The 22,064-nt window shown below is 65.6% G+C and carries 20 protein-coding genes; 12 read left to right on the top strand and 8 right to left on the bottom strand.

All coding sequences use genetic code 11. The annotated features are described in order from the left end of the window. Window positions 1-325: 325 nt before the first annotated feature. Window positions 326-1,042 carry a glycosyltransferase gene (locus VFG49_RS05215; RefSeq protein ID WP_324858457.1) on the top strand — a complete coding sequence of 239 codons (717 nt, stop codon included), beginning with the start codon at window positions 326-328 and terminating at the stop codon, window positions 1,040-1,042. 243 nt (window positions 1,043-1,285) lie between these two features. Next, window positions 1,286-1,654 carry a DUF488 domain-containing protein gene (locus tag VFG49_RS05210; protein WP_324858456.1) on the top strand — a complete coding sequence of 123 codons (369 nt, stop codon included), beginning with the start codon at window positions 1,286-1,288 and terminating at the stop codon, window positions 1,652-1,654. On the opposite strand, the gene VFG49_RS05205 is transcribed toward VFG49_RS05210, so the two are convergent. Together VFG49_RS05205 and VFG49_RS05200 are read right to left on the bottom strand one after the other, a co-directional pair. Beyond that, complete coding sequence (locus VFG49_RS05205) at window positions 1,632-2,591, bottom strand: patatin-like phospholipase family protein (protein WP_324858455.1); 960 nt, start codon at window positions 2,589-2,591, stop codon at window positions 1,632-1,634. The two genes, VFG49_RS05210 and VFG49_RS05205, sit on opposite strands and share 23 nt — an antisense overlap. A gap of 256 nt (window positions 2,592-2,847) precedes the next feature. Continuing rightward, window positions 2,848-3,831, bottom strand: a complete 984-nt coding sequence (locus tag VFG49_RS05200) for a YafY family protein (protein ID WP_324858454.1) — start codon at window positions 3,829-3,831, stop codon at window positions 2,848-2,850. A 143-nt stretch (window positions 3,832-3,974) separates the two neighbouring features. Here VFG49_RS05200 and VFG49_RS05195 point away from each other — a divergent pair, with 143 nt between their 5' ends. Both VFG49_RS05195 and VFG49_RS05190 read left to right on the top strand, forming a co-directional pair. After that, entirely contained in the window at window positions 3,975-4,871 is an 897-nt protein-coding gene (locus tag VFG49_RS05195; RefSeq protein WP_324858453.1) for a hypothetical protein, read from the top strand. 121 nt (window positions 4,872-4,992) lie between these two features. Further along, window positions 4,993-5,805, top strand: a complete 813-nt coding sequence (locus VFG49_RS05190; protein ID WP_324858452.1) for a DUF481 domain-containing protein — start codon at window positions 4,993-4,995, stop codon at window positions 5,803-5,805. 133 nt (window positions 5,806-5,938) lie between these two features. Here VFG49_RS05190 and hemC read toward each other — a convergent pair whose 3' ends face one another. The 4 genes from hemC to VFG49_RS05170 form a co-directional block, all read right to left on the bottom strand. Continuing rightward, window positions 5,939-6,856 (bottom strand): hydroxymethylbilane synthase, encoded by a 918-nt coding sequence (hemC, locus tag VFG49_RS05185; protein ID WP_324858451.1) that lies wholly within the window; start codon window positions 6,854-6,856, stop codon window positions 5,939-5,941. A 212-nt stretch (window positions 6,857-7,068) separates the two neighbouring features. Continuing rightward, entirely contained in the window at window positions 7,069-7,773 is a 705-nt protein-coding gene (locus VFG49_RS05180; RefSeq protein WP_324858450.1) for a LytTR family DNA-binding domain-containing protein, read from the bottom strand. Further along, window positions 7,754-8,821 (bottom strand): sensor histidine kinase, encoded by a 1,068-nt coding sequence (locus VFG49_RS05175; RefSeq protein ID WP_324858449.1) that lies wholly within the window; start codon window positions 8,819-8,821, stop codon window positions 7,754-7,756. The genes VFG49_RS05180 and VFG49_RS05175 overlap by 20 nt, the downstream gene beginning before the upstream one ends. Window positions 8,822-8,940: 119 nt before the next feature. Further along, on the bottom strand, window positions 8,941-9,606 hold the full coding sequence (locus VFG49_RS05170) for a carboxylesterase (protein WP_324858448.1): 666 nt from the start codon (window positions 9,604-9,606) through the stop codon (window positions 8,941-8,943). Between the two features lie 371 nt (window positions 9,607-9,977). On the opposite strand from VFG49_RS05170, the gene VFG49_RS05165 reads away from it, so the two are divergent. After that, window positions 9,978-12,413, top strand: coding sequence for a S9 family peptidase (locus VFG49_RS05165; RefSeq protein ID WP_324858447.1), 2,436 nt, complete (start codon window positions 9,978-9,980; stop codon window positions 12,411-12,413). 296 nt (window positions 12,414-12,709) lie between these two features. Here VFG49_RS05165 and VFG49_RS05160 read toward each other — a convergent pair whose 3' ends face one another. Continuing rightward, window positions 12,710-13,534 carry a helix-turn-helix transcriptional regulator gene (locus tag VFG49_RS05160; RefSeq protein ID WP_324858446.1) on the bottom strand — a complete coding sequence of 275 codons (825 nt, stop codon included), beginning with the start codon at window positions 13,532-13,534 and terminating at the stop codon, window positions 12,710-12,712. 264 nt (window positions 13,535-13,798) lie between these two features. Between VFG49_RS05160 and VFG49_RS05155 the strand changes: the two genes are divergently transcribed. From VFG49_RS05155 to VFG49_RS05135, 5 genes are all read left to right on the top strand, one after another. Then, window positions 13,799-14,044 (top strand): hypothetical protein, encoded by a 246-nt coding sequence (locus VFG49_RS05155; protein ID WP_324858445.1) that lies wholly within the window; start codon window positions 13,799-13,801, stop codon window positions 14,042-14,044. Window positions 14,045-14,213: 169 nt separating this feature from the next. Beyond that, window positions 14,214-14,585: a MarR family transcriptional regulator gene (locus VFG49_RS05150; RefSeq protein WP_324858458.1), complete on the top strand. Its 372-nt coding sequence runs from the start codon at window positions 14,214-14,216 to the stop codon at window positions 14,583-14,585. A gap of 29 nt (window positions 14,586-14,614) precedes the next feature. Then, the gene (locus VFG49_RS05145) at window positions 14,615-16,084 is read left to right on the top strand and encodes an efflux transporter outer membrane subunit (protein WP_324858444.1); all 1,470 of its coding nucleotides are present in this window, start codon (window positions 14,615-14,617) and stop codon (window positions 16,082-16,084) included. Between the two features lie 12 nt (window positions 16,085-16,096). Then, a complete protein-coding gene (locus VFG49_RS05140) occupies window positions 16,097-17,296 on the top strand; it encodes an efflux RND transporter periplasmic adaptor subunit (protein WP_324858443.1) in 1,200 nt (399 codons plus the stop codon). A 159-nt stretch (window positions 17,297-17,455) separates the two neighbouring features. Next, window positions 17,456-18,976, top strand: a complete 1,521-nt coding sequence (locus VFG49_RS05135) for a DHA2 family efflux MFS transporter permease subunit (protein ID WP_324858442.1) — start codon at window positions 17,456-17,458, stop codon at window positions 18,974-18,976. A gap of 111 nt (window positions 18,977-19,087) precedes the next feature. On the opposite strand, the gene VFG49_RS05130 is transcribed toward VFG49_RS05135, so the two are convergent. After that, on the bottom strand, window positions 19,088-19,603 hold the full coding sequence (locus VFG49_RS05130; RefSeq protein ID WP_324858441.1) for a lipid A 3-O-deacylase: 516 nt from the start codon (window positions 19,601-19,603) through the stop codon (window positions 19,088-19,090). A gap of 252 nt (window positions 19,604-19,855) precedes the next feature. On the opposite strand from VFG49_RS05130, the gene VFG49_RS05125 reads away from it, so the two are divergent. Both VFG49_RS05125 and VFG49_RS05120 read left to right on the top strand, forming a co-directional pair. After that, entirely contained in the window at window positions 19,856-20,455 is a 600-nt protein-coding gene (locus VFG49_RS05125) for a DUF2239 family protein (RefSeq protein ID WP_324858440.1), read from the top strand. Window positions 20,456-20,500: 45 nt separating this feature from the next. Then, on the top strand, window positions 20,501-21,964 hold the full coding sequence (locus tag VFG49_RS05120; protein WP_324858439.1) for an MATE family efflux transporter: 1,464 nt from the start codon (window positions 20,501-20,503) through the stop codon (window positions 21,962-21,964). The last annotated feature ends 100 nt before the right edge of the window (window positions 21,965-22,064 follow it).

Here is a 22,064-nt window from a genome sequence, read left to right as displayed (position 1 = left end):
CGGACTCGCAACAGCCCCACCTACCACTGTAGGAGCGCACCCAGTGCGCGAATACTGTTCACCCCAGTCCCATTCGCACCACCCTCGCAAGCGGTCTACCGACAAGCGAAGGGTGGCGCTCGGCCTGCATGCCGTGAAGACCGGGGCGAACGGCATCCGCGCACTGGGTGCGCTCCTACAGGTAGGTTCCCGTTGATGGGCGGCCTGGGCATCTCGGACAGGGGGGCAACTCCCACGGCCGGAATAACGCCTGACGCCAAGCCCTCCAGCCACTAGAATGGCGACCTGGCGCCAGGCGCCCTCCATTCCAGACAAGGCCTTCCCCATGCCCCAACTGTCCGTCGTCGTGCCGGTGTTCAACGAGCGCGACAACATTCCGCCGCTGCTCGCCGAGATTGCCACTGCCCTGCGGGGCAAGGCCGATTTCGAGATCGTGTACGTGGATGACGACTCGAGCGACGACAGCGTGGCCGTGCTTGCCGCGGAGAAGGCGAAGTATCCGGAGCTGCGCATCGTGCGGCACCTGACCCGCAGCGGGCAGAGCACGGCCGTGTGGAATGGCGTGCGCGCTGCGCGGTCGCCGTGGATCGCCACCCTGGACGGCGATGGCCAGAACGATCCGGCCGACATTCCCAAGCTGCTCGCCGAGCGCGACAAGGCGGCGGCCGACGTGCGCCTGTTCGCCGGCTGGCGCACTACGCGTCGCGACAGTTTCAACAAGCGCATCTCCTCCAAGGTCGCCAACGCGGTGCGCTCGCGCATGCTCAAGGATTCGACGCCCGACACCGGCTGCGGCCTGAAGCTGTTCGACCGCGAGGTGTTCCTGCGCCTGCCCTATTTCGACCACATGCACCGTTACCTGCCCGCGTTGGTGAAGCGTGCGGGTTTCCAGAGCACCAGCGTGCCGGTCGGCCATCGTCCGCGCACCGCGGGCACATCCAAGTACGGCATGCTCGATCGCCTGTGGGTGGGCGTCGCGGACTTGCGTGGCGTGGCGTGGCTGATGCGTCGCGGCAAGGTCACCCAGGTCGAAGAGATCTGAAGAGCTGCTCGTGGCCGCAGGAGCGCACCTCAGGCGCGACTTCGGCATGACGTAAAGGCAGCGGCGACCTGTTTTGCGGATCCTTCGCTTACGCGAAGGGTTTCTCGCGCACAGGCTGCGCTCCTAGAGAAAGGCGCTCAGGAAGAAAAATAACGCGCCGGCATGCCCATGGAAGTGCTGGGGCTTCGACGCATTCTTCATCGCGGGGCGCTGATGATCTTCGTTCCGGGAGGTCGCCTGTCCATGAGCATTGCCGTGAAGCGCGTCTACGACCCTGCCGCCGCAACGGACGGCTATCGGGTGCTGGTTGATCGCCTGTGGCCACGCGGACTCAAGAAGGAAGACGCGGGGCTGGACGCATGGACCAAGGAGCTCGCGCCGTCTTCCATGCTGCGTAAATGGTTCGGGCACGATCCTGCGCGCTGGGAGAGTTTCCGGCATCGCTATGCCAGTGAACTGGATGCGGCGGCTGAATTCTGGCAACCGCTGGTGACCAAGGCATCGCGGCGACGCATCACCCTGCTCTACGGCGCGCGCGATGAGGACCACAACAACGCGGTGGCGCTGAAAAACTATCTCGACGCGCAGCTCAAGGCTCGCGAAGGCCATTGACCCGGTAGTTCGGACGCCATTCGGCGAGCGCCTTGCGCGCCTGCAGGCGACCCTGCTCGATCAGTTCGCGCGCGCGATAGAACTCGTAGATGGTCGCCACGTTGCGCGGCAGGCGGATCAACAAGTCCGGCTCGTACGCCGCCAGGCGCAGGCGGGAAAGATTGGCTTGCATCAGGTCCATCGACTGCGTGAGCAGTTCGAGCATGCCCGGCTCGCGCGGCTTGTCGCCACCAAGCGGCATCAGGCGCCCGATGAAGTCGCCGATGCGCGCGCGATAACTGTCCGGATCTCCCGTGGGCGTGGCAGGTACTTCCTCGGGTGTAACCACATCCGGCGGACCGTCCACGCTTATCGCGAACAGGTAATCCGCCGGCTCGCGGATCAGCGGCGTGACCGGCACCGGATTGAGCAGGCCGCCATCGACGAGCCGGCGCTCGGACAGCGTATGCGGGCGGAACACGGTGGGGATGGCGATGGATGCGCGGATCGCATCGAACAGCGGGCCGCGCGTGAGCCATACCTCGCGCTCGCGATCGAGATCGGTGGCCACCGCCGTGAATGCCAGCGGCAGGTCTTCGATGCGCGCATCGCCGATGAGTTCGCGCAGCGTTTCGATGATGCGCTCGCCCTTGATCAGGCCGCCGCCGGAGAACGTCCAGTCCACCAGCTTGAGGACGTCCATCTTGGCCAGCGCCGACACCCAGTCGCGATACGTATCGAGCTTGCCCATGGCATAGACGCCACCGATGAGGGCGCCCATCGAGGTACCGGCGATGGCGACGATGTCGTAGCCCTGCGCCACGATCTCTTCGATGGCGCCGATGTGCGCCAGGCCTTTCGCGCCACCGGAACCAAGTGCCAGCGCGATGGTCGGTTTGCGGATGGCGTTGGTTTCCGCGGGAAGAGCAGAGGATTCGGCGATGTTGGTAAGGCTCATGGACTGCAGGAAGTGGCCAGGGTCGTCGCTAGCCTCACGCCGTCATGGCGCAATGGCAAGCGCCGGAACTTTCGCAAGGCGATCGGCGAAACGATTCCGTCGCCCCGATGCGGGCCGGCATCCAGTGTCTTTTCGTTCGCAAGCGCCTCTGCGTTGCAGGCCAGGCCAGGCTGTCGTTATGCAACAACCCATCCCGACGCCATCGGATCCCGGCGTGAGCAGGGATGACGGATTCCATGAAGGCCGTGGCCACGCTTCAGCGTGGCGGCTGCTGGTAGCCGCCCAATGCCAGCTGCAGCTGGATCTTCATTTCCTCGCGCAGCGACAGCGGCGCGACCACTTCCGCATCCGGACCGTACTTGAGCACGTCCATCAGCAGTTCCTTGGAGTTGGAGTACGGCACCTGCAGTTCATAGCGGCCATCGGGCAGCCACTCGCCCTTCTGCTGCGAGTGCCAGTGCTCGTCGGCCACCCAGCGCGCCGCGTGCTGCGAGAAGCGCAAGGTGGCCCATGCTTTCGGCTTGCCGGCGAAGATGCCGTAGCTGGACGCCAGCGCGTCATTGAGTTCCTGCTCGGGAACATCGTGCGCCGGTTCGTCCAGCGCTTGTGGTTCGGCGATGCGGTCCACGGCGAAACTGCGCAGCGCTTCGCGATCGTGGTCCCACACGTCCAGGTACCAGTTGTCGCGATAGTGCGTGAGGCGTTGCGGCGACACCTTGCGATGGCTGTCCGCATTGGTGGTGCGTGCGCGATAACGGAAGCGCAGCTGCTTGCGCTCGAGCACCGAGCCGGCCACCACGCGGAACACTTGCTGGTCGAGCTTGCGCTCGCCCCATGCAATGACGCGGATGCGTTCGATCGGCAAGGTCTTGCCGGTGCCCTGGTCGGACAGCAGATGCTCGATGCGCGCCTTGAATGGCGCGAGCGCACCCGCAAGTACGCCAGGACCGCTGCGACCGATGAGTTCATTGAGCGCGAGCAGCGCGGCAAGTTCGTCGGAGGTCAGCCACAGGCCAGGCAACTCGAAGCGTTCGCCTTCGCCCACCGCATAGCGGAAGGCAGCATGTTCGCCACCCGCACTTTCGATGGGTGCGCCAAGCGCGTCGCGCAGGAACGCCACGTCGCGATACAGCGTGGCACGCGAGCATTCCAGCTCGTCCATCAGGCGCGGCAGGGGCACCGGATAATGCGCCGACTTCAGCAATCGGTGCAGGGTAAGAATGCGCTCGTAACGATCCATGAAATGCTTTTCGACGGCAGCCTCCGCGTAGCATGCGCACCGTCGGCCACTGCCGCAAGTACATTGGACGGCGGAAGTTCAGGGCATCACGCAGCAGTCATGCACCCATGATCCCGCCTTCACGCACAAAAGACAGAAAACTCATGAAGCAGCGCCGCGCCATCAAGCAGCACGCCGTCTTCGACCATGGCGGCGGGTCATCACCCGCCCGTCGGGCCGGACTGCTGGCGACCTTGCTGCAGGTCGCCGGATTTGACGGCTTTGGCCTCTGGATGTTGGGCGGCCTCGCGCTTGCCGTCGGCGCATTTCCCGAAGGCCGTGGCGACGTGCTGGTGCCGCTGGCCATGGGCGCAGCATTGGCGGGTGTGGGATTGATCGCTGCGTGCCTGCATTCGCGCTGGATGCCCCATTGGCATGGCTGGGTGATCCGCCATGGATCCTGGCCGACGGCGGATGCACTCGCGGCATTGGGCACCTTGTTGCCGGTGCTGGCACTCGCCGGGCTGGTGCGAGGCGACAACGCCTTCTGGGCCACGCGCCTGGCGGGCGCCTTGCTGGCGGTGTGCAGTCTGGGCAGCCTTATCCTGACCTCGCATGCCGACGCGCGGCGGCGTGCACCCGGGATGGACGTGAAGCTCGCCACGCAATTGCCGCTCAGCCGCGTGATCTCGGCCGCCTACGGTGGCGGCTTGTGGTTGTGGCTGTGCGTGGTGGGCCAGGATGTCGACGATGCGAACCGCCATCCCACGGCATGGATCGTCGGCTTGCTGATGCTGGCGCTGCTGCGTGGACTCATCGAGAACATGCGCTGGCAATCCGTACTGGTGCGCGCAGACGGGGCCGGTGCCCGCTACGAATTGCCGCCACGTCGATACCTGGCCGCCCTGCTGGGCTACGCCGTGCCCTGCCTTGCCCTGTTGCTTTCCAGCTACGGCGGCGGGCAGCTGATGATCGCGGCCGTGGCCGCCGTCAGCTGCCTGGTCGGCATGGGGATCGAGCTGACTTTGTATGATGGAGCCCTGGCGGCCCTTCCCCCATAGCCGCTAAATGGCTTCCTGGCGCCAATCTCAGAGACTTACGAGAGGCGTGGTTCACTGGCAGTTCAAACCACCTCGTTAAGGTGGCGCCCTGCTTTTATTTAACAAAAATGGAATGAATCTGATGAAAAAGACCCTGATGGCGGGCGCCTTGCTCGCAGCGCTGGTGAGTTTTGGCGCACAGGCCGACGACGCGCCGGCCAGCAATCCGGCAGACAACGGCGGATGGACGGGTTCGGGCGAATTCGGCTTCGCCTCCGCCCATGGCAATTCCCGTTCCGAGAACGCCAACGCCAAGCTCGGCCTGAGCCAGGAAAACGACCTGTGGAAGAACAACTTCTTCCTCAACGGCCTGCGCTCCAAGGGCGAAGTGGAAGTGGTGGACCAGCAGGGCAACTCGGTCGACCAACTCACCACCACCGCCAACCGTTACGACGCCGGCGCCTCGGTGGGCTACAAGCTCGACCCGCGCAGCTACATCGTGACCGCCGCGCGCTACGAGCATGACGACTTTGGCGCCAACATCTGGCAGGGCATCGTGTCGATCGGCTACGGCTACATCGCGCTGAAGACCGAGAGCACCGAGCTGTCCTTCGAAGCCGGCCCCGGTTACAAGGAATATCGCCCGGCCGATCTGGAAGAGACGGTCAATGGCGAGACGGTGAAGGTCAAGCAGGATTCGCAGAACGAAGTGGTCGGCCGCGGCCTGATCAACTACAAGTACCGCCTCACCGACAACACCTCGCTGGAAGACACGCTGCTGCTGGAAGCGGGTTCCAAGAACAAGTACTACCAGAACGACATCGGCTTGTCGGTGAGCATGACGCGCAAGATGGCGCTCAAGCTCGGCTACCAGATCCGCTACAACAGCGATGTGCAGCCGGGCACGCAGAACAGCGACACGCTGCTGACGACGAACCTGGTTTACAACTTCTAAGCAGCGCGCTCGTCTTTGTAGGAGCGCACCCGGCGCGCGAATGGCGGTGCGGCGTCATCGCTGCGCCGGATCTGCACAGGGATCGGTTTTTCGCACACTGGGTGCGCTCCTGCAGTTGCAGCCATTGCTTGGATCAGCGATCCAGCAGCGGGCCGGCGCCCTGCTCGAACAGCGCGGCGGCCACGCGCTCGCCGAGAGCTTCGGCCTGGTCGCCTTCGGCATCCGCCTCGGCCACCAGCAGGCGTCCGCTGCTGACATCGCCCACCATGCCGCGCAGATGCAGGCCATGTTCGGTGACCGTGCACCATGCGCCCACCGGCACCGTGCAGCTGCCGCCCAGGGCGTGGTTCATGGAGCGTTCGGCCGTCACGGCCAGGCGCGTCTGCGCATCGTCCAGCGCCGCCAGCAGGTCGAGCACGGCGGGTTGGTCGCTGCGTGCCTCGATGGCGATGGCGGCCTGGCCTGGTGCAGGCAGCCAATCGGGCGTGGCGAGGCGGCTGCGGATGCGGGAGGCCAGACCCAGGCGTTCGAGGCCGGCGCAGGCAAGCAGGATGGCGTCGTAGTGCCCAGCATCGAGCTTGGAAAGGCGCGTGCCCACGTTGCCGCGCAGGTCCAGCAGGGTCAGGTCCGGCCGCAACGCGCGCAGCTGCGCCTGGCGACGCAGCGACGAGGTACCCACGCGGGCACCCAGCGGCAGCGCGGCCAGGTCGGCGTAGTCATTGCTGACGAACGCATCGGCGGCGTCGGCGCGCGGCAGGATGGCAGGCAGCGTGAAGCCCGGTTCCAGTTCGGCCGGCACATCCTTCAGCGAATGCACGGCGAGGTCCGCGCGGTCTTCCAGCATGGCCACTTCCAGTTCCTTGAGGAACAGGCCCTTGCCGCCGATGGTGGCCAGCGGCTTGTCCAGGATCTCGTCGCCACGCGTGGACATCGGCACCAGCTCGACCATCAGCCCGGGATGCGCGGCGCGCAGTTCGGCGGCGACGTGCTCGGCCTGCCACAGGGCAAGCGCGCTTTTGCGGGTGGCGATGCGCAAGATGGATGGCGTCATGGTGGTCTCGTGAGGGCGGCGCTGGGCGTCGTCGGGGGCTCGCATTGTCGCGTAATTGCCCGGAGGACGCAGTGGGCGAGCTGAAGCGTGCCGTCGCAGGCCGCGTTGCGCTGGAGCAGGCGTCCATCCGCCGGCTGATCGAGGAGTCGGTACAGATCGATGGCGTACTGCCGGGCAATCCTGGTCGCGCGCTGATCATCGCGCGCGCCGCGTCAATTCATGCGCAGCAGCTTGCGCAGCGCCGGCAGGTTGCGCCGGCTGACTTCCGGCGTGATGTCGGTGCCGCTCAGGCGGGCCAGCACGCGGCCGTCGCTGAGTGTCCTGAGCCCTACCAGCCGTTGCGATGGCACCAGGCAATTACGGTGTAGCCGGACCAGCGTGTCGGGATGGGAGTCTTCCAGCTGCCGCAGCGATTCCTCCAGCAGCAGCTGACCGCCGCGATGCTGGACGAGGACGTATTTTTCCTCGGCGATCAGGCACACAACGTCGTTGAGCGCGACGCGCACCTGCTCGCCGCGCAGACGGCCGTGCAGGTAGCTGATGGCGTCGCGGGGTATTTCCGCCAGGCGCTGCCGCGCGCGCTGCAAGGCTTCGTTGAGCCGCTCCAAACGCACCGGCTTGAGCAGGTAATCGACGGCGCCAAGCTCGAAGGCGTGCAACGCGTGGGTTTCGTAGGCCGTGCAGAACACCACCAGCGGGCGTTTGCGACCGGACAGGCGTTGCGCCAAAGCGGTGCCGCTCAAGCCGGGCATGTTGATGTCCAGCAACAGAACGTCGGGCTGCAATTCGCCCAGCGCGCCGAGCGCCGCTTCGCCATCGCTGACGTTGCCAACGACTTCGACATCGCCGCATTCGCCCAGCAGCGCGGCGAGGCGTGCACGCGCAAGAGGTTCGTCATCAACGATCAGTACGCGCATCGGCCAATCCGGGAAGTTGCAGTCGCACCACGAAACGCTCACCTTCCGGGCCGGCGCTGACACGTGCCCGCGCGCCATAGCGATAGGCGACGCGCTGGCGCACGTTGTCCAGTCCATGGCCGTGGCCCGCGGGCGTGGGCTGCGTGGCGAGCGGGTTGTCGATCTCGATGACGATGCCTTCGCGCACGCAGTGGCCGCGCAGGATCACCTCGCCGCCTTCGCGCAACGGCTGGATGCCATGGCGCACGGCGTTCTCCACCAGTGGCTGCAGCAGCAGGCGCGGCAGCGGGTAGTCGGCGGGCAGGTCGTCCAGCTGGCGTTGCACGCGCAGTCGTTCGCCCAGGCGAAGCTGCTCGATGTCGAGGTATCGATCCACCAGGCCCAGTTCCTCGCCCAGCGTGCCGTCGCGCGTGCTGTGTTCGCCCAGCGCGGCCCGGAACAATTCGGAAAGATCTTCCACCGTGCGTTCCGCGGCGGCGGGATCGACGCGCACCAGCGCCGCCACGGTGTTCATGCTGTTGAACAGGAAGTGCGGTCGGATGCGTGCCTGCAGCGCCGCGACCTGCGCCTGCGATACGGCCGCCAGCCGTGTCTGCCACTGCCCCAGCAGGTAGAAGTAGCGCAGCATCGCGGCGCCGAGCAGCGCGGCGATCAGCGTATTGTTGCGCGCGAAATCGCCGGTGCTGTCGCGGAGCATTTCCATTTGCATGGCCTGGTCCATCCAGTGCACCAGCGCGCTGCTGCCGGCCACGATCAGCACCATCACCAGCCACACGCCGGCATAGGGCAGGTTGCCGGGCAGGCGTTGCAACACTGGGCGCAGCTTGCACAAGGCCACGCCGATCACCAGCGCCAGCCAGCAGGCGAACAGCATGCTCACGCTGAAGCCGCGCCAGCCGTGGCTGTTGTTGGGCGCCAGCCACATCACGGTGACGGTGAGCGCGCCCACGACCAGCAGCGCGAAGATCACCGGCAGGCTGCAGAAATCCGGCAGCGGGTGACGCTCGGCGCGGCGGGGCGCGTGCGGTTCGTGGGTGGACTCCCTCATGCGGCGGAGTATGCCGCAAGCGTGGAAGGGGTTCTGCGATCTGTCCCCGACGGTCATTGCGGCGCATCCCAAGGGGCAGGCGCCACAACGACGGAGGTGAAGGTGTTGCGAGGGATCGCTCAGCCAGCCAGTCGCGCCGTCATCCATGCGCGCAGGTCCGCCACTTCCTCGGCGCAGACCGAATGCGGCATCGGATAGGTATGCCAGGACACGCTGTAGCCCAGCGACTGCAGCAGGTCGCGCGAGGATACGCCACGCGTGAGCGGCACGATCGGGTCGCCGGTGCCATGGCCCCAGAAGATCGGCGTGGCGCCATTGGCGGCGCTGCGTTCCGTGGCGAAAGACGGCTGCAACGGCAGGTAGGTGGACAGCGCGATGATGCCGGCCAGCGCATCGGCATGGCGCATGCCGCCCGCCAGCGCGATGGCGCCGCCCTGCGAGAAGCCAGCCAGGAGGATGCGGTTGGTGGGTACGCCGCGCTCGTTTTCGCGGGCGATCAGCGACTCGACGCTGGCGATGGATGCGCGCATGCCGGTTTCGTCCTGACGGGATACCAGGTCCACCCCGACGATGTCGTACCACGCGCGCATCGGCATGCCGCCGTTGACCGTGACCGGGCGCACCGGTGCGTGCGGAAACACGAAGCGCAATGCCGGCCACGCGGGCGATACCAGCTCGGGAACGATGGGCGCGAAGTCGTTGCCGTCCGCGCCCAGGCCGTGCAGCCAGATCACGCTGTGGGTCGGCTTGGCGGAGGTTTCGATTTCTACGGTGGGAAGCGACATGAGGGGTTTCTGCCGGGGAAAAGGGGGTTTCCGGGGGAGGCCGCCTGTTGGCGCGCCACGAAACTCACACAACGCACAGCCCGTACCTCAGCCGACAGGACGCATGGCACCTGTCCATCCAAAGCCCGTGGTGATAGGCACGCGCGCTTTCCTGCGCCAGTGTTTGCCTGTGTATGACATGGGCACCGTGTTCCTTCCGTGGCGGATGCACAAGTTGCTTCGGGCGCCAGCGCTGCGCGCTCGGGGAAGCGCGGCGGCCAGGCCAAACCCCAAGACTAGCTGTCTAGGCGGCTACTTTGAACCCGTACCAACGGCGCTTGCCACGCGCGCTGTCGCCGCTATGCTGCGCCCTTTTGACTGTGGAGCCATCCATGCGCCGAATGCTGTTCGCCGGCCTTGCCGCCCTTGCTGCCCTGCCTGCGGCGGCGCTGTCGCCTCCGTCCACCGGGGCCCAGCTGGACATGGAAACCATCATGGCCAATCCGGAATGGATCGGCGCCGCGGTGGAATCGCCCTACTGGAGCGTGGACGGCCGCAGCCTGTACTACTCGCTCAAGCGCGACGGCAGCAAGGTGCGCGACCTGTATCGCGTTGATCCTGCCACTGGCCAGAGCGTCAAGCTCGATCCGGCCGCGATGGCGCAGGCCGAGGGCCCGGCGGTTTACGACCGTATGCATCGCCACGCCGCCTACATCTTCCACGGCGACGTGTTCCTGGTGGACCTCACCAGCGGGCGCCGCGTGCAGGTCACGCAGACCACCGAAAGCGAATCCTCGCCGCGCTTCTCGACGGACGGTCGCGGCCTGCAGTATCGCCAGGGCAACAACTGGTTCGTATACGACATGACCAGCGGCGTGAGCGCGCCGGCCGCGGTGCTGCGCTTCGTGGACGACCCGCAAGCCAAGCAGCCTGATGCGCTGGGCCGCGAGCAGCTGGCCATGTTCAAGTCGCTGCGCGAGAACAAGTCGGACAAGGATGCCCAGCGCGCCAATGACGACGCCTTGATCGCCGCCGATCCGGGTCGCGCCCCCAAGCCCGTGTATCTGGGCGAAGGCGGCGAGCCGGCCGACACCGAGCTGTCGCCCGACGGCCGCTGGATGCTGGTGGTCACCAAGCCCAAGGGCGCCAAGGGCGGCAAGCGCCCGGAGCTCACCCACTACGTCACCGAATCGGGTTATGCCGAGCAGCAGGAAACGCGCAGCTATGTGGGTCGCGACGATCCCGAGCCGCAATCGCTGGTGCTGGTGGACCTGAAAGCCGCCAAGTTCTATCCGCTCAAGACCGACAGCCTGCCGGGCATCAAGGACGACCCGCTCAAGGACATCCGCGCCAGGACCATCGCCGCGTTGCAGAAGGACGGCAAGGGTGACGAGGCCAAGGCGTTGAAGGCGCCGGACGTGCGCGCGGTGCGCATTGTCTCCAGCGCCGACGACGGCGGTGGCGGTGGCATCGTGTGGAGCGAGGACGGCCAGAACCTCGCCATCCAGATGCGCGCCATCGACAACAAGGATCGCTGGATCGCCAGCGTCGATTTCGACAAGCACGCGCTGGTGCCACAGCACCGCCTCACCGACAACGCGTGGATCAATTGGAACTTCAACGATTTCGGCTGGCTCAAGGACGGTCGCACGCTGTGGTATCTGAGCGAAGAAACCGGCTACTCGCAGCTCTATGCGAAATCACCTGGCGGCAAGGCGAAGGCGCTGACCAATGGCAAGTTCGAAGTGAGCCATCCGGTGCTCAGCGAAGACGGCCAGTGGTTCTACCTGCGCACCAACCAGGTCGCGCCGTACAGCTATGACGTCTATCGCGTGCCCAGCGCGGGCGGTGAGCTGACCCGCCTCACGCAGTACCAGGGCATGGACGACTTCGCGCTTTCGCCTGATGGCCGCCAGCTCGCCGTGCTGCATTCCTCGCCCTATGTGCTGGCGCAGCTGGCCGTGCAGGATGCCGCTGGTGGCACGCCGCGCGAACTCACCAACACCATGAAGCCGGAATTCACCGCGCGTCAGTGGCTGCAGCCGCAGATCGTGCCCGTGGCGTCCACGCATGGTGCGGGCACCATCTGGTCGAAGTACTACGGCCCGACCGATGCCGGTGTCGCCGCTTCGCGTCCTGCCGTGATCTTCGTGCACGGCGCGGGCTACCTGCAGAACGTCACGCTGAGCTATTCCAACTACTTCCGCGAACAGATGTTCCACAACCTGCTGGTGCAGCAAGGCTATGTGGTGCTGGATATGGACTATCGCGCGTCCGAAGGCTACGGCCGCGACTGGCGCACAGCGATCTATCGCCAGATGGGCCATCCGGAACTGGAAGACCTGCTCGACGGCAAGGCCTGGCTGGTGAAGAACCGCGGCGTCGATCCCAAGCGCGTGGGCATCTACGGCGGCAGCTACGGCGGTTTCATGACGCTGATCGCATTGCTGCGCGCGCCGGGTGAATTCGCGGCAGGCTCCGCGCTGCGTCCGGTCACCGACTGGACCAGCTACAACCACGAATACACCTCCAACATCCTCAACGACCCGCAGCTCGATCCGGAGGCTTACGCGGCCAGTTCGCCGATCCAGTACGCCGACAAGCTGCAGGATCCGCTGCTGATGCAGCACGGCCTGATCGATGACAACGTGCTGGCCAGCGACACCGTGCGCATGTATCAGCGCTTCATCGAGCTGCACAAGAGCAACTTCTGGATCTCGCTGTATCCGATGGAACGGCATGGCTTCGTGCATCCCGATTCGTGGCATGACGAATACCGACGCATTGACGAATTGTTCAATACGTATGTGAAGCCGGTGAAGCAGTAATTTGATTTGACCCTCTCCCCAAGCGTGGGGAGAGGGTTGTGAGGCGCGGGCGGTGAAATCGTGCCGCTCGCGCGTTCTTCTGTAGGAGCGCACCCCGTGCGCGAACGCCTTTCGCCCCGGTTCCTGCGCACTAATGTCGGCAAGGCGAGTGCTGGCAACCGAAGCCTGGCGCAGTGTCTTTTGCTCCTGGTCCAGCGGAGCGTTTTACGCAGACAAGCGCTCGGCCAGCATTCCATGAAGACCGAGGCCCAAGGCGATCGCGCACAGGGTACGCTCCTACACCTGAGAGCGAGAGGCTACGCAGCCGTTTGCGTCGCGAAGTAACGCGCAGGTGGTTGTCCGAAGCTCCTGCGGAACATGGCCACGAAGGCGCTGACGCTGGCGTAGCCGAGCGCATCGGCCACCGCGGAGACCGCTTCGCCATCGGCCAGTCGTTCCAGGCCTCGTGACAACCTCGCCAGTTGTCGCCACTGCGCAAAGCTCAACGCGGTTTCGCTGCGGAACAGGCGGCTGAGGCTGCGTGGCGAGAGTCCTGCCCAGACGGCCCATTCCTCCAGGCTGCGGTTGTCTTCCGGACGTTCGAGCAGAGATACGGCGATGCGCAGCGCGCGGCGGTCCACTGGCATTGGCAGGTGCAGCGGTTCGCGCTGGGCGCGGCAGATTTCCTCCAGCAGCACGGCGGTGATCCGTTCCTGGCTTTCGTCCAGCTCGGTGGCCCATAGCCAGGAACTGGCCCGGCGCACCAACGCGCGCATCAGCTCGGTGACGCCGATGACGCAAGGCTCGGTGGGCAGGCAGCCGCATTCGGGCGGGGTCACGAAGACGCCCCATCCGCTCATCGCGCCGCTGAGGGTGACGGTGTGCTCCACGCCGGGCGGCATCCAGCCGGCGCGGTGCGGTGGCAGCAGCCAGGAGCCCTGCGCGGTGCGCACGTGCACCAGCCCGCTTTCCACGCAGTACAGCTGCCCGCGCAAGTGCGTATGCCAGCCGTATTCGCGGGTGGTTTCGTTGTATTCGCTGGCCGCTTCGCCCTCGGTCCAGTAGGCAATCAACGAAGGTCCATCGACGCGCTCGATCAGCGCATGGAACTGGAGTTCGTCCTTTTCCGCGATATGGCCCATGGCCGGTTCTCGACAAAGTTTGACCAAATAACGCTAACAGCATTTCCCAGCCGTGCCTAACATGCTCGCCTGTCCCCCACCGCTGCCGCCGCTCGCGGTGTCGAAAAACATTCGCTCCACGCGTCGTTCTCGTGCCCGCCGTCCGAGATTTCTCTACCCGTGACCTCTGGCCGGTTGATCTGGCGCTGTCACGCCCGCACGCCTGAACGCGTCCTTATTTCAGCAAGCGGAGCACGCAAGTGTTCCCAGGGAGAGAGCCTGACCATGTCGACGATCTTTGCTCGTGTGCCCGGCGCGGATAACCATGCGGCCCCATTGGAGGCCTTCGTGGCCTGCGCCCACCAGATGCTGGACCCAAGCACCCCGGAAGCGGCCCGGCAGGCCATGGAGCCAAGACTGCTGGCGTTATTGCCCACCCTGCATGCCCTGGGCGTGTTCGAGCTGTTCGAGCTTCGCAACCCGGCCCTGCGCAACTGGCTGGAGGACGAGCTGGCGACCCTGCCGCGATAACGGGATATTTTTGCCTGGACAAAATAGGCCTGTCATATATTTGCCTTGACAAATATTTTTCCGGCAATAGAATGCGCGTCCTATGAGCCCCTCCCACGCCTCCATTTCCTACCAGCAGGACAGCATCGGCGTCCTGATCGGCCTGGTCCGCGGCGAGCTGGTCCGCGCCATGGAAGCCGAGCTGCAGGCGTCCGGCGTGGATCTGCGCTTCACCCAGTTCCTCATCCTCAAGCGCCTGGCCTTGATCGGGCCCATGTCGGCCAGCGAACTGGCCCGTGCGGTGGAGCTGGATGGTGGCGCCATGACCCGCCAGCTGGACCAGCTGGAAGGCCGTGGCCTGCTTCGGCGCCAACCGCATGAACAGGATCGCCGTGCCCTGCGCATCGAGCTGACGGAGCTGGGCGACGCCACCTGGCGGCAGATGACGCCGTGCAACGACCGTGTATTGGAAGCCGCGCAGCGGGCGCTGGATGCGACCGAACGCGAGCAGCTTCGCGATTACCTGGAGCGCGTGCTGAAAGCGCTCCGCGACAAGCCCTGAACCCGTTTCACTTTCTGGAATCCACGCCCATGCGTCTGCAACTCCTTGCGGCAGCCACCGGCCTTTCCCTCGCGCTGGCCGGATGCGTCAGCAGCGGTGGCCTTCACCCGGAAGGCGCGCTGACCGATGCGTCCACGCTCAAGAGCGATCGCAGCCTGTCCGGCGCCACGCTCTCCCCCGCCGCCTGGCCCGCCAACGATTGGTGGACCGGTCTGGGCGATCCCCAGCTCAGCGCGCTGATTGCCGAAGCGCTGAAGGACAATCCGTCGCTCGCCGTGGCCGACGCGCGTGCCCGCGAAGCGCAGGCGCAAGCCGGTGCCACCGATGCGGAGCGCGGGCCGAGCGTCAACGCCGGCGCCAACGTGATCGGCCAGCGCCTGCCGCTGACGGCCGCACCGCCGGAACTGGGCGGTGGCCACTTCACCTGGTTCAAGGACGCCCGCGTCGGCCTCAGCTGGGGCCTGGACCTGTGGGGTGGCAAGCGCGCCGCATGGGAAGCCGCGGTCGGCCAGCAGTATGCGGCCGAGATCGAGCAGCAGGCGGCGCGCATCGAACTGTCCGCCAATGTGGCCCGTGCCTATGTGCAGCTCTCTTATGCGTACGCGCAGCAGGATGTCGCCAAGGCCGAGCATGAGCGCGCCAGCACCGCGCGCCAGCTGACCCAGCAGCGCGTAGCCGCCGGTGTCGACAACCAGCTGCAGTTGAAGCAGAGCGAGACTGAGGTGGCCAACGCCGACCAGCGCCTCGCCGCTTCCAACCGCGCCATCGATGCCGCGCGCTCGTCGCTGTCGGTGCTGCTGGGCAAGGGCCCGGATCGCGGCATGGACATCACCCGTCCGCAGGCGCTGGAGCCGGCGGCGCTGGCGGTGCCCGCGGACCTGCCGTCCGAATTGCTCGGCCACCGCGCCGACCTGGTTGCCGCGCGCTGGCGCGTCGAGTCGGCCGGCAAGGAGATCAAGGTCGCCAAGACCCAGTTCATGCCGAACGTCAGCATCAGTGCGATGGCGGGCGTGGCCGCGTTCGGCAGCATCAATCCGCTGCAGTTGCCGGCACGCTTCTACACCTTCGGTCCGTCACTGAGCCTGCCGATCTTTGACGGCGGCCGCCTGCGTTCGAACCTCGCCGGCAAGGACGCGCAGTACGACGAAGCCGTGGCCCAGTACAACCAGACGCTGGTGCGCGCGGTGAACGAAGTGGCCGACGACTACGACGCCGTGCAGTCCGCGCAGGAACAGGTCGACGCGCAGCAGCGTGCGGTCGATGCCGCCACGCAGGCATGGCAGTTATCCGAGCAGCGTTACAAGGCCGGTGTCGGCAGCTATCTCGAAGCGCTGATCGTGCGCCAGCAATTGCTGGGCGCGCAGCAGCACATGGCCGAACTCAAGGCGCAGCAGGTCGACTACGCCGTGCAACTGATCCAGGCGCTCGGCGGCGGTTTCCGTCCGCAGGGCGACGCGGCCAACGTCGCCGCCCAATCTTCCCCCGAACATTCGCTCTGAAGGCTATCCCCCATGTCTAGCCCAACCCCGAACGCGGCCGACAACGTGGCCGTCCAACCTCCGAAGAACCGCCGCGGGTTCCTGCTGCGCGCGCTGGTCGTGGTCCTGGTGATCGCCGCCATCGGCTGGGGACTGTGGTACTTCCTCGAAGGCCGTTGGTACGAAGAGACCGACGACGCCTACATCAATGGCAACGTCGTGCAGATCACGCCGCAGGTGCCCGGCTCGGTGGTCACCATCGGCGCCGATGACGGCGACCTGGTGCATGCCGGCGACGTGCTGGTGAAGCTGGACCCGGCCGATGCCGAGGTCGCGCTGCAGCAGGCCAAGGCCAACCTCGCCAGCACCGTGCGCAAGGTGCGCGGCCTGTACAGCAACGTGAGCGGTGCGCAGGCCGAAGTGGCCGTGCGCAAAGTGGCGGTGGACAAGGCGCAGGCCGACTACAACCGTCGCCGCGACCTCGCCAAGACCGGTGCGATTTCCGCCGAAGAGCTGTCGCATGCGCTGGATGCGCTGACCACCGCGCAGAGCGCTCTCACCACCGCGCAGCAGCAGCTGCAGACGAACAAGGTGCTGGTGGACGACACCGTCGTCGCTTCGCATCCGGACGTCCAGACGGCTGCCGCCCGACTGCGTGCCGCCTACCTCGACGACTTGCGCACCTCGATTGTCGCGCCGGTGGACGGCTACGTCGCCAAGCGCTCGGTGCAGCTTGGTCAGCGCGTGGCCCCGGGCGCACCGCTGATGGCCGTGGTGCCGCTGCACGAGGTATGGATCGACGCCAACTTCAAGGAAACCCAGCTCAACAGCATGCGCATCGGCCAGCCGGTCGAAATCCGCGCGGACGTGTATGGCGGCAAGGTTACCTACAAGGGAAAGGTCGGGAGTCTGGGTGTGGGCACGGGCAGCGCGTTCTCGCTGCTGCCCGCGCAGAACGCGACGGGCAACTGGATCAAGATCGTGCAGCGCGTGCCGGTGCGCGTGTTCTTCACCGATCCCAAGCAGCTGGAGGAACATCCGCTGCGCATTGGCCTGTCGACCCGGGTGGAGGTGAACCTGCATGACCAGAGCGGTCTGCTGCTCGCCAAGCAGGCGCCCACCCAGCCTGCCTTCAACACCGATGTCTACAAGCAGCAGCTGGCCAAGGCCGATGGGCTTATCGCCGAGATCATCCACGCCAACATGGCGGGCGAAGGTCACGAGAAGCAGTAAGTGCTTTGCGCGACGCGTGGATGCCAAGTGGCCTCCACGTCGTCGTGGCGTTGATACGAAGCGTCATTCCGGCCTGCGCCGGAATGACGGGCAAAAGCTAGTGGCTGCTCCGGAATTTTCCCTGAGCGCTGAACCCCTATTCCGCAGGTAACCCGTGCGATGAGCAGCGAATTCCGTCCACCCAATCTGGCGCTGACCACGGTCGGCCTCTCGTTGGCGACCTTCATGCAAGTGCTCGACACCACGATCGCCAACGTGTCGTTGCCCACGATCGCCGGCAACCTGGGCGTGAGCGTCAACCAGAGCACCTGGGTGATCACCTCCTTCGCGGTGAGCATGGCCATCTCGCTGCCGCTCACCGGCTTCCTCACGCGCCGCTTCGGCGAGGTGAAGCTGTTCATCCTGTCGACGCTGCTGTTCTCGATCGCCTCGTTCCTTTGCGGCATCGCGCAGAGCATGCCGATGCTGATCCTGTTTCGCGCGATCCAGGGCGCGGTGGCCGGCCCGATGTATCCAGTCACACAGAGCCTGCTCATCTCGATCTATCCACCGGCCAAGCGCGGCATGGCGCTGGCCTTGCTGGCGATGGTGACGGTGGTGGCCCCGATTGCAGGCCCGATCCTGGGCGGCTGGATCACCGACAACTATTCCTGGCCGTGGATCTTCTTCATCAACGTGCCGATCGGCATCTTCGCCAGCATGGTGGTGGGCAACCAGATGCGTGGGCGCGTGGACAAGATCATGCGGCCGAAGATGGATTACGTGGGACTGATCACGCTGATCGTCGGTGTGGGTGCGCTGCAGATCGTGCTCGACAAGGGCAACGACGAGGATTGGTTCAATTCCTCGTTCATCATCATCACCAGCATCATCTCGGCCATCTCGCTGGCGGTGTTCCTGATCTGGGAGCTCACCGACGACGAGCCCATCGTCAACCTGCGCCTGCTGCGCCACCACAACTTCCGCGTGGGCACCATTGCGCTGGTGCTTGCCTATGCCGCGTTCTTCGCCATCGGCCTGCTGGTGCCGCAGTGGCTGCAGCGGAACATGGGCTACACCTCGACGTGGGCAGGTTTTGCCGCGGCGCCGCTGGGCATCCTGCCGGTGATGCTGACCTTCATCGTGGGCAAGTACGCCGGCCGCACCGACATGCGCCTGCTCGCCTCGTGCGCGTTCCTGGTGATGGGTGCGACGTGTTTCATGCGCTCGGACTTCTTCCTGCAGGTGGATTTCTGGCACATCGCGGGCGTGCAGTTGTTCCAGGGTCTGGGCGTGGCGCTGTTCTTCATGCCGGTGACCACGATCTTGCTGTCGGATCTGCAGCCGCATGAGATCGCCTCGGGCGGTGGCCTTGCGACGTTCCTGCGCACGCTGGGCGCGAGCTTCTCCGCCTCGCTCACCACCTTTCTGTGGGATCACCGCGCGATCGTGCACCACGCGCATCTGGCCGAGCACATCACGCCGTACGACAGCTCGGCACAGGCCACGCTGCAATCGGCTGGCGTCACCGGCCAGGCGGGCAATGCCTTGCTGGAGCAGATGATCACGCAGCAGGGCTTCCAGATCTCGTTCAACGAGGTGTTCCACATGCTGGGCTGGGTGTTCCTGAGCCTCATCGTGGTGGTGTGGATGGCACGGCCGCCGTTCACGGCCAAGGCGGGGCGAGGCGGCGACCACTGATCGAAGGCGTGGCGGTACGCGTCGCCTTTTGGAAAGGGGTTTAAGCCGTCCAGACGTCCAAACGAAAACGGCCCCGTGCGGGGCCGTTTTTCATTCATCGCAAAGGCGGGTTCAGAGATCGAGGGCCAGGCCAATCAGAGCCATCGTCTCGCCGCGGTTGGCGCCATCGAGGCCGGCGTTGGAGACATGGCGCAGCTGGAAGGTCCACTGTTTGCCCTGCCAGCCGATGGAGTTGACGAACTCGCCCGCACTGCTCAGCGCCAGCGTGCGGCCCTTTTGCGCGGCGACCTGGGCTGTCCAGAACAGGTGGTGGTACCAGTCGCCCTCGGTGCCCATGCGCAGGCGCGCACCGCCGGACAGCAGCCAGACGTTGTCGGACGCTGCATTGCCGTAACGGGCCACGTTGCGGCCATCCAGGTAGCCGACGGAAACATCCGGCGCCCAGCTGAAGCGGCTGCTTCCGATGCGGCGTTCGTCGAAGACGCCCTCGATGAAGGCGCTGTTGGTTCCGTGCCCATCGGAATAGCTGCGGCCGCCGCTGATTTCGATGCGGGTTGCGGCCATGGACGTGGCGGAAATGCCCGTGAGGGCAAGCGCGGCCACGGTGCGAAAAAGGGGAAATCGCATGTGGTGGTGTTCTTGATTCTTGGAGGGGGGTTTTATTGCACCGCGTAGTTTATTAACTTAGTAGACCGACCGGTACTAGAAATAGGTCGAATCGAGGCAACGATGCGTTGCCTGGGCGGTGACTTCATCTACGGGTGATGTTGTCTCAGGGCGCGTGAACTCCACGCCTATACAGCCGTAAGCGAGTGGATACGGCTTGACGCGCGATATTTCATCCGGGCACTATTTGCCCATAACATCCGGGTAATAACCATGCTTCGCTTCCAGATGCCCAACAGCACGGCTTTCGATGGTCTTCGGCTGATCGCGTCCGGCGATCTGGCCACGGTCGCCCTTGCCGCCCGTCAGGCCATCGACGCCGGCGCAGCCGGACCGGTGCTGGTATTCGACGACGGCACGGGCCGTCAGATCGATGTGGATTTCCGCGGCACGCCGGAGGAGATGCTGGCCCGGCTGCCATGGGCGCCCGAGGCCGAACCGGCTCCCGCGCCCCGCGGACCAGGCCGGCCGAAGCTGGGTGTGGTGGCTCGCGAAGTTACCCTGCTTCCCCGCCATTGGGACTGGCTGGCTGCGCAGCCGGGCGGCGCATCGGCCGTGCTGCGCCGGCTGGTGGAAGAGGCGCGTCGTGCCGGTGGCGACCGTGACCGCGTGCGGGAGGCCGGCGAGGCCTTGGACCGGTTCATGCTGGCCATGGCCGGCAACCTGCCCGACTACGAAGAAGCCACCCGCGCCTTCTGGCGTGGCGAGCGAGGACGTTTCACGGCGCTCACCGATGCGTGGCCGGATGATGTACGCGAACATGTGCGCCGGTTGGCATCGCGGGCGTGGGACGATGCATCCGTCAGCGCCTGATCCCCGACAGCCGACAACACCTCACCCCCAGCGGAAAACTTCTCGATGTCATCCCTTGCCGCCAGGCAACCCCTGCTGACCGAAGGCCCGATCGCGCGCACGCTGCTGCTGTTTGCGTTGCCGATCCTCGGCAGCACCGTGCTGCAATCGCTCAACGGCTCGGTCAACGCCATGTGGATCGGCCACTACCTCGGCGAAGCGGCGCTTACCGCGGTGAGCAACGCCAACCTGATCCTGTTCCTGCTGCTGGGCGCGGTATTCGGCCTGAGCATGGCCTGCACCATCCTGATCGGCCAGAGCCTGGGCGCGCGCAACATGCTGGAGGCCAAGCGCGTAGTTGGCACCGGCGTGACCTTCTTCGTGATGGTGTCGATCCTGGTCGCCATCGCGGGCTGTCTCGGCACGCCATGGATGCTCGCCGCGCTCAACACGCCGGTCGACGCGCAGGCGTTTGCCGTGCCATACCTGCGCATCATCTTCATCGCCGTGCCGTCGATGTACTTCTACGCCTTCCTGATGATGACGCTGCGCGGCGCGGGCGATTCGCGCACGCCGTTCTTCTTCATGGGACTGTCGGTGCTGATGGACATCGTGCTGAACCCGCTGCTGATCTTCGGCGTGGGTCCGTTTCCGAAGATGGGCATCGCCGGTTCGGCCACGTCCACGCTGATCGCGCAGTCGGTGGCGCTGGTCGCGTTGTTGGTGACGCTGTATCGGCGCAAGCATTTCCTGCGCCTCACCAGCCATGAACTGGGCTATCTCAAGCCGGACATGGAGATCCTGCGCTCGCTGGTCTTCAAGGGCCTGCCGATGGGCCTGCAGATGATCGTCATCTCCAGCTCCGCGATGATCATGATCCACATGGTCAACGAATACGGCTCCAAGACCACGGCGGCCTATGGCGCGGCCACGCAGCTGTGGACCTACGTGCAGATGCCGGCGATGGCCATCGGCGCGGCAGTGTCTTCCATGGCCGCGCAGAACGTCGGCGCGCACCTGTGGGATCGCGTCAGCCGCATCACCAAGGTGGGCGTGCTCTACAACTTCCTGCTCAGCGGCATGCTGATCGCGTTGATCTACGTGTTCAACGGCGTCGCGCTCAACCTGTTCCTGCCCAATGACGGTGAAGCGCTGGCGCAGGCCGTGCACCTCAACAGCATCGCGGTGTGGTCGTTCATGTTCTTCGGCGTCACCTTCGTGCTGTTCGGCGTGGTGCGCTCGACCGGCGCCGTGGTGCCGCCGCTAGTGATCCTGTTCATCTCGATGTGGCTGATCCGCCCGCCGTTCGCGCTGGCGCTGACGCACCGATTGGGCGTCGATGCCATCTGGTGGAGCTTTCCGCTCGGCTCGCTGGCGTCGATGCTGATGGCGATGGGTTACTACAAATGGGGCGGCTGGCGTCGCGCCCGCATGCTCTCCAAGCCCATCGAGACCGCCGACGAGCTGGCCGCCGTGGCCGGCCAGCAGGCGCCGACCACCGGCCAGGGCGTGCCTGCGTCCGCCGAATGAGGTTGAACACCGGGGCGTCCTGGGTAGACGGTGCATGGCGGGTTTCCATGCATCGTTGGTCATGTGTCTCGGGAGCGCACCGGTGAGCGGCAAGTCCGCC

The sequence above is a fragment of the Dyella sp. genome, assembly GCF_035685885.1.
Taxonomy (GTDB): Bacteria; Pseudomonadota; Gammaproteobacteria; order Xanthomonadales; family Rhodanobacteraceae; genus Dyella.
The sequence above is the reverse complement of the archived record's forward strand: the minus strand, read 5'-3'. Positions and strand labels throughout refer to the sequence as shown.